Annotated in this window: 7 protein-coding genes; 3 read left to right on the top strand and 4 right to left on the bottom strand. The window is 71.7% G+C overall.

The annotated features are described in order from the left end of the window. Window positions 1-131 precede the first annotated feature (131 nt). The 3 genes from ACFY0U_RS22370 to ACFY0U_RS22360 form a co-directional block, all read right to left on the bottom strand. Window positions 132-1,850: a hypothetical protein gene (locus tag ACFY0U_RS22370; RefSeq protein WP_388638424.1), complete on the bottom strand. Its 1,719-nt coding sequence runs from the start codon at window positions 1,848-1,850 to the stop codon at window positions 132-134. Window positions 1,851-2,030: 180 nt separating this feature from the next. Then, the gene (locus ACFY0U_RS22365; protein ID WP_388638422.1) at window positions 2,031-3,677 is read right to left on the bottom strand and encodes an amidohydrolase; all 1,647 of its coding nucleotides are present in this window, start codon (window positions 3,675-3,677) and stop codon (window positions 2,031-2,033) included. 10 nt (window positions 3,678-3,687) lie between these two features. After that, window positions 3,688-5,178 (bottom strand): APC family permease, encoded by a 1,491-nt coding sequence (locus ACFY0U_RS22360; RefSeq protein ID WP_388638420.1) that lies wholly within the window; start codon window positions 5,176-5,178, stop codon window positions 3,688-3,690. Between the two features lie 136 nt (window positions 5,179-5,314). On the opposite strand from ACFY0U_RS22360, the gene ACFY0U_RS22355 reads away from it, so the two are divergent. The 3 genes from ACFY0U_RS22355 (at window position 5,315) to ACFY0U_RS22345 (ending at window position 7,026) form a co-directional block, all read left to right on the top strand. Then, window positions 5,315-6,022 (top strand): TetR/AcrR family transcriptional regulator, encoded by a 708-nt coding sequence (locus tag ACFY0U_RS22355; protein WP_388638418.1) that lies wholly within the window; start codon window positions 5,315-5,317, stop codon window positions 6,020-6,022. Window positions 6,023-6,089: 67 nt separating this feature from the next. Further along, complete coding sequence (locus ACFY0U_RS22350; protein ID WP_388638416.1) at window positions 6,090-6,554, top strand: pyridoxamine 5'-phosphate oxidase family protein; 465 nt, start codon at window positions 6,090-6,092, stop codon at window positions 6,552-6,554. A 79-nt stretch (window positions 6,555-6,633) separates the two neighbouring features. Then, window positions 6,634-7,026, top strand: coding sequence for a VOC family protein (locus tag ACFY0U_RS22345; RefSeq protein WP_388638414.1), 393 nt, complete (start codon window positions 6,634-6,636; stop codon window positions 7,024-7,026). Between the two features lie 2 nt (window positions 7,027-7,028). Here ACFY0U_RS22345 and ACFY0U_RS22340 read toward each other — a convergent pair whose 3' ends face one another. Further along, a complete protein-coding gene (locus tag ACFY0U_RS22340; protein ID WP_388638412.1) occupies window positions 7,029-7,331 on the bottom strand; it encodes a DUF4235 domain-containing protein in 303 nt (100 codons plus the stop codon). Between the last annotated feature and the right edge of the window lie 23 nt (window positions 7,332-7,354).

Here is a 7,354-nt window from a genome sequence, read left to right as displayed (position 1 = left end):
CCCGGCCCCGCAAGCGGTGTGGGCCGGGGGGTACTGCCCGGGGGGGGTTTTTCTCTTTGCCCCGCTCGCGGGGGGGGCGCGCGGCGGGGTGCGGGGCGGGCCCGCCCCCCCTCGGGAACAGCGGCGAGGCGTCAGCCGTCGAGCCAGTCGCCCTCGACGCCCGTGGGACGGTACCCCGTGGCGTTCCAGAGGAAGTGCGGGTGGGCGCCCGCGAACATGTAGGCGAGCAGTGCGGTGTCCTCCCTGCCCGTCCGAGCGTCGTGCAGGGTGTGGAACATCTCGGATCCGACGACGCCGGAGTCTTCCTGGACCTCACGAGCGCGGGCCGGGGACGGATCGGCCGCGGATGCCTCCACGGCCGCGATGTACGTGCGGCGCAAGATCTCCCACGCGCTGTCGATGTTGCCGTACCAGGGCCCGTGCAGTGCTTCGAAGGCGTGGAGCTCGGCGTCGAAGAGGGGCCATGTGCGGGGGTACTGGGCCCGGCAGCGTGCGGACAGCTCGGCGGCCCGGGTGCTCAGTGCCGGCGCGGTGGGACGCGGGGTGATGGTGAGGGTGGTGCCGTGGGTGAGGATCCCGGCGCACGCGTTGGGCTGGAGATCGCACAGCGGGCACGCCTCGGTCGGGGGGAGGCCCTGGGTGATGCCGTCGAACCACAGGGCGTGGCGGCCCGTGAGCCCCATCCAGGTGATGGTGGTGGTCATCAGCCAGGTGTTCCACATCGGCTCGTGCGCCTCGGGCATGCAGCCGTACTTGACGAGGGCTATCGCGCAGGCGGCGTAGAGAGCCTTGGTGTGGGCGGGCATGTCGGCGAGCCAGAAGTTGCTGATCTCGCCGGTGAGCGAGTCGGCTCGCACATCGGTCATGTCGTCGATGACACGGCACAGCAGCAGGGAGGCGAGGTTCTCCTCCTGCCAGAGTTCGGTGTCGGGTGCCACATGCCAGAACAGGCAGTCCAGCATCTGGAGGAGCGAGTAGGTGCTCTGGTTCAGCGGGTTGGACTGGGGGAGCGTGACGCTGCCCGAGGCGTGCTGCCGGAGCCAGTACTCGTCGACGGATCGCTTGTGGGCCGCGAAGAGTCCGCTGACCAGGGCCCGTGCGCCGTTGGTGCTGAAGTTCTCGGCCAGGCGGTCTTCGACGTGCTGGGTGAGGCGCGTGGTGTCGATGGTGTCGATCACGCGTTTGTATTCGTGGAAGACGAGGATGTCGTCCTCGAAGCGCCGGCGGTGACCCATGTCTCGTTCGAGGTCGTTCAACTGCCGGGTCCAGGACCATCCACCGGTCAGGACGCTGTCGAGTTCCCGGCGGTGCGGCCAGGTCTTGACGGCGAGGGGGCGGCCGGCGCTCTGCCGCCAGTCGTAGTCGCCCAGGGCGCGTGCGGGGGGCGTGGGTATGCGAAGGCACAGCGGGCAGGTGCAGACAGCCGGCTGCTCCTCCTCGCGCGGCGGGACGAGTGCCCGGCTCCGCCAAGCCCCTTCCAGCATCAGGCAGGTCAGCCGGCAGACCTCGACATCGGTGCTGATCTGGGGGAAGGCCGCTTCGATCACGCGCAGACCGGTCTCCAGGTGCCGCAACCTGGCGTAGCCCTCTTCATCGGGCGGGAGGAAGGCGGGCTGCGCCAGTTGGAAGGCTCCCTCCACCCGCAGCGTGGTGCTGTAGGGGCGGGGGCCGAGCGCGTCCAGCCGCTGCTGGGCGGCGGTCTGGCAACTTCGGTGCTGCTCCGTGCTCCCCTGGACGCGTGCCATGAAGAGGCGGGCCAGGGTGGTCCCCGCCTCCGCGGACTGAAGCCGGGCGCTCGGCTGCTCCAGAGGTCTGTTGACGGGGAGGCCGAGGGTGACGTCCTGAGGCATGTGGTTCCTTTCGGGAGACGGCGCGCAGAGCCCCCCGCCCCTGCGGGCGTGGGCGGCAGGGGAACCGCCCACGCGCTCGAACTCGGCTTCTCGGTACGGAAGTTGAACCGTGAAGCGGAACGAGACTCCCCAGAGCGTAAATGATCTACACCGCACCCCGACGGTGATCTCCGTTACTGTTCAGGCCCCTTGAGCTGCGTACACTCCCGCCCCGCCCACATAGGTGAGCGCCACCCTCGTCCCCGCGACCTCCTCAAGCGGACGATCGAACGGGTCGCGGTCCAGGACCACCAGATCCGCCAGCGCCCCCACGCGCACCCGGCCGGAGTCGTCGAGGTGGTTCACATACGCCGAGCCCGCGGTGTACGCCGTCAACGCCTCGGTGAGTCCGATGCGTTCGGCGGGCAGGAACACTGGCGCGTCCTCGCCGTCCGGGGCCACGCGGTTGACCGCGACATGGATGCCCTCCAGCGGATCGGGGCTGCTGACCGGCCAGTCGCTGCCCGCGGCGAGCCGGGCGCCGGAGCGCAGCAGCGCGCCGAACGGGTACTGCCACGCGGCCCGTTCGGGGCCCAGGAAGGGAATGGTGAGCTCGTCCATCTGGGGTTCGTGGGCCGCCCACAGGGGCTGGATGTTGGCGGTGGCACCGAGCCGGGCGAACCGCGGCACGTCGTCGGGGTGCACGACCTGAAGGTGTGCCAGGTGGGGCCGGGTGTCGCTCGGCCCGTTGGCGGTGCGGGCGGCCTCGATCGCGTCCAGCGCGTCGCGTACCGCCCGGTCGCCCAGGGCGTGGAAGTGGCACTGGAAGCCGAGCGCGTCCAACTCGGTGACGTACTTGGGCAGTTGCCCGGGATCGATGAAGCTCGTGCCGCGGTTGGCGGTCGCGCAGCCGCACTTGTCCAGATAGGGATCGAGCAGCGCGGCCGTCCCGGTCTCGGCGACCCCGTCCAGCATCAGCTTGACCGTGCCCGCCCGGAACCGGCCGTGGCTCAACGCGGCCCGCCGCTCCACGAGTTCGGGGATCTGCTCGGCCCCGCGTTCGCGGTCCCACCACAGGGAGCCGACGACACGCGCGGTGAGCGACCCGTCCCGGGCGGCGCTCAGATACGCCTCGGAGGGGTCGTCCATACCGAGGAAGGACCCGACGAGCGCGTCCTGCCAGGCCGTGATGCCGAGGGAGTGCAGATGGCGCTGGGCGTGCAGCAGGGCGGCGAGCCGGTCGGCCGGTGTGGCCGGGGGAGTGAGGCGCCCGACGAGCTGCATCGCGCCTTCCTGGAGCGTGCCGCTCGGCTCGCCCGAGCCCGAGCCCGAGGCGTGCCGCTCGATCCGCCCGTCGGCCGGATCGGGCGTGTCCCGCGTGATGCCGGCGAGTTCCAGGGCACGGCTGTTGACCCAGGCGCCGTGATGGTCCCGGTTGGGCAGATAGACCGGCCGGTCGGGGACCACGGCGTCCAGCAGCTCCTTCGTCGGCGTACCGCCCTCGAAGGCCTCCATCGACCAGCCGCCGCCGGTGATCCACTCGCGCTCCGGATGCGCGGCGGCGTACGCGCGCACGGCGGCCACGGTCTCCTCGGCGGTCTTGGCCCGGGTCAGGTCGCACTGGGTGAGTTCGAGACCGGCCGGGACCGGGTGGATGTGCGCGTCCTGGAAGCCGGGCAGCAGCAACCGGCCCGCCAGGTCGACCACTTCGGTCCGGGGCCCCCTGAGGTCCAGGACCTCGTCATGCCCTACGGCTGTGATGCGGTCGCCGGTGACGGCCACGGCGGTCGCGGTGCGGCCCTCGGGGGTGAGGACGGGGCCGCCGGTGAAGAGGAGATCTGCGTACATGTTCCGTTTCCTAGTGAGGGGTCGGGATCAGCTGGGGGGCCTCCGCGTCGGTGCCCACGCCCGTGCGGAAGTACGGCGACCTGCGCACCCACCGGGCCCACGCGGCGGCCACGAAGCCCGACGCGATCATGGCCAGGGGAGTGCTGAGCAGGAACCAGCCGTTGTCCGCGCTGAGTTCGAAGTGATCGGTGGAGGTGTAGAAGGACCAGCCGAGATAGCCGCCGAGGCCGAGCAGGGCGAGCGCGCTCAGGGTGGGCAGCACCACGGCCCGGATGCCCTGCTTCCAGTCCTCGCGCAGCAGCTTGCGGAAGCGCACCGCCGCCGCGAGGGCCGTCAGGGCGTACGACAGGGCGACCACGATGCCGACCGCGCTCACCGTCGCCATGATCATGTCCGCGAGCCGCGGGATGACCAGGGCGAGCCCCGCGACCCCCGCCGCCAGGGCGCCGATCAGCACGGTCCCGGCGGCCGGAGTCCCGTACCGGGAGCTGACCTTGGACCACACCGGGCCGAGCGTACGGTCCCGGCTCATCGCGAACATCGAGCGGGCCGTCGGGATCACCCCGGCCTGCAAGGAGGCGACCGCCGAGAACATCAGCGCCACCAGGGGCAGCGCGGCCAGCGGCTGCGCGGCCAGCCGGTCGCCGAAGTACGCCAGTCCCTCGGCCCCGTGCCCCGCCAGCTCCTGCTCGGACAGCACCCGTTGGAAGGCCACCGAACCGATCAGGAACAGCACCAGCATGGTCACCAGGGTCGTGAGGCCGGCGCGGGACGCGTCCCGTGGATCGCGCACCTCCTCCGAGACGCTGAACGCGCTCTCGAAGCCCCAGTAGCAGAACACCGACAGGAGCATTCCCTGTGCCAGCGCCGTCGCCGACGGGATGGCGAACGGGTCGAACCAGCTCAGGCTGAAGGGGTGCGGCCCGGTGACGATGCCGTATCCGCAGAAGCCCAGCAGGACGACGTACTCGAAGACCAGCAGTCCGCCCTGGAGCCGGGCCGCGGTCCGCACCCCGGTGACGGCGGTCAGGGTGACCGCGACCAGGACGAAGACGCCGAGTGCCGTCGTCTGGGCCGTGGACCCGGGGTCGAGTGCGAGGCCGCCCAACCGGTGCAGTCCGGCGTCGCCCGCCAGCTGGATCAGCGCCGATCCGGTGACGGCCGTGGTGTAGGCGAGGAAGGCCACCGTCGCCACGATGTTCACCCAGCCGACCATGAAGCCGAGCCAGGGGCTGAGCGAACGCCCCACCCACACATAGCCGTTGCCCGCGTTGGGCTCGACGCGGTTGAGCCGGGAGTAGGCGCCGGCGATGCCGAGGACGGGCAGGAACGCCAGCAGCATGATCGCCGGCAGATGCAGTCCGACGACCCCGGCCGTGACGCCGAGCCCGATGCCGATGCTGGTGGTCGCGGCCGTGCTGGAGGCGGCGATGGCGACGCCGTCGAGGACGCCGAGGGACTTGCGCAGGGTGGGCCCTGAGGACGGGGCGTGGTCGGGCATGGCCGGTTCTCCGCTCGCACCGGGGGGCCTGGTCGGCCCCGGTGAGCCGACATGAAACTGTCCCGGGGCTTAACAGGTCAACGGTGTTGTCATAAGGTGCGGCCACCGGACATCGGACCGGCCCATGGAGGCACGCATGAGCGACCGCGTCGTCCCGCCCGCCGCCCGGCGGCGCAGGCGCCCCACCAAGCAGGGTGTCGTCCTGTCCGAGGAGCTGATCGTCGAGACGGCCCTCAGGCTGATCGAGGAGCACGGCGCCGAGGCCCTCTCGGTGCGCCGGCTGGGCCACGCGCTCGGCGCCGACCCCAGCTCCCTGTACCGCTACTTCCGGCACACCGACGACCTGATGCTGGCCGTCGCCGACGAGCTCATCGGCCGCACGCTGCGCGTCTGGCGCCCCACCGGCGACTGGCGCGCCGACCTGCGCGACCTCGGTCTGCGCATGCACGCGAGCGCCCTCGCCCACCCCCGCGCGGCGGTGCTCAGCTCGCACCGGGTCACCGGCCGCGCTCATGAGATCCAGGCCGTGGAGACCATGCTCGGCGTGCTCCGCGACGCGGGCTTCCCCGACGCGGACGCCGTGCGGATCTACCACGCCTTCGTCGACCAGGCCCTCGCCTTCGCCGCCCTCGACTCGGCGAGCACCGCGCTGCCGAAACCGGCCCGGGAGGCGGAAGCGACCGTGTGGCGCACGACGTACGCCGAGCTCCCCGCCGACACCCACCCGCACATCGCCGCGACCGCCCGCCACCTGGTGGCCGACATGCCGCGCAGCTCCTACCCGGCCGCCCTGGACATGCTGCTGAGCGCGGCGGCGGCACGACTCGCGGAGATCGGCGCCTAGCGCCGGGCCCCTGAGGCCAGACTGGGCACGTCCGTCGACACCACCCCCGACAGGAGAGGGTTCACCGATGACCAACCCGCCCGCACGCCCCGCCAAGCAGCGCAAGCAGGACACCCTGAACCGCCTGGAGCACGACGAGGACGTGTGGGTGGCCACCGCGGACGCCGACGGGGGAGTGCCCTTCCTCGTGCCGCTGTCCTTCTTCTGGAACGGCTCGACACTGCTCCTGGCCACCCCGGCCACCAGTCCCACCGGCCGGAACCTGAAGGCGACCGGCAGGACCCGGCTCGGCCTCGGACCCACCCGGGACGTCGTGATGATCGAGGGCACGGTCGAGACGCTCACCCCCGCCGAGCTGGGCGAGGAGGAAGCCGACCGCTTCGCCGCCGCCACCGGCTTCGAGCCGCGTGAACTCGCCACGCCCTACCTGTACTTCCGGGTCCGGCCGACCAGGATCCAGGCCTGGCGCGAGGCCAACGAGCTCACCGGGCGCGAGCTGATGCGGGACGGGGAGTGGCTGGTCGCCGACTGAACCGGGCGGTTCGGGATATCCGGGAGGGGGAGGGCGGCGGGACAGGAACGTCCCGCGCCCCGGACCGTTCGGAGGAGACATGGCACTGGTCAAAGCGGGCCTCGTGGTGCTCGACTGCGCCGAGCCGGAGAAGCTCGCCGGGTTCTACAAGGAGCTGCTGGAGGCCGAGGAGACCCACGAGAGCGCCAACCGCGTGGAGATCCTGGGCGCCGGGGGGACCCGGCTGGCGTTCCGCCGGGACATGAACGCGACGCCGCCGAGCTGGCCGCGGCCCGAGAACTCCCTCCAGGCCCACCTCGACTTCGTCGTCGAGGACCTGGACGAGGCCGAGCGCAGGGTCGTCGGGCTCGGCGGGCGGCCCCTGGAGACGAAGGACGCCTCCGGACCGTTCGAGGAACGCGGGTACGCCGATCCGGCGGGACACTCCTTCACCCTGCGCTGTGTCCCGCCGACGGCGCCCAAACAAGGCTGACGTCAGTCGCGGCCGCCCTTGTCGTCGGTCGGCCAGACGCCGGTGGACCGCTCGATGGCCTTCGCGCCTCCGCGGTCCACCGCGCTGCGCACCACCGCGAAGATGGCGCCCTGGACGGCCGCGGCCAGCAGGATCTCTCCCCAGCCGCGATCCCGGTCCAGCGCGTCCGGAGCGTCGTCCTCGTGCCGTATCGCCTTCCACGTCTTCTGGAAGGCGAGCCCCGCCAGCGCTCCGCTCGACCAGCCGAGCGCGAACCCGATGGGCTTGTAGAAGAGGGGGAGCTTCAACTTCTTCTTCTTCGCCATGTACGTCTCCTGTGTCCGTGTCG

Origin of the sequence: Streptomyces sp. NPDC001536 (assembly GCF_042894505.1) — a bacterium.
GTDB lineage: Bacteria > Actinomycetota > Actinomycetes > Streptomycetales > Streptomycetaceae > Streptomyces.
This window is presented reverse-complemented; position numbering and strand designations above follow the sequence as displayed.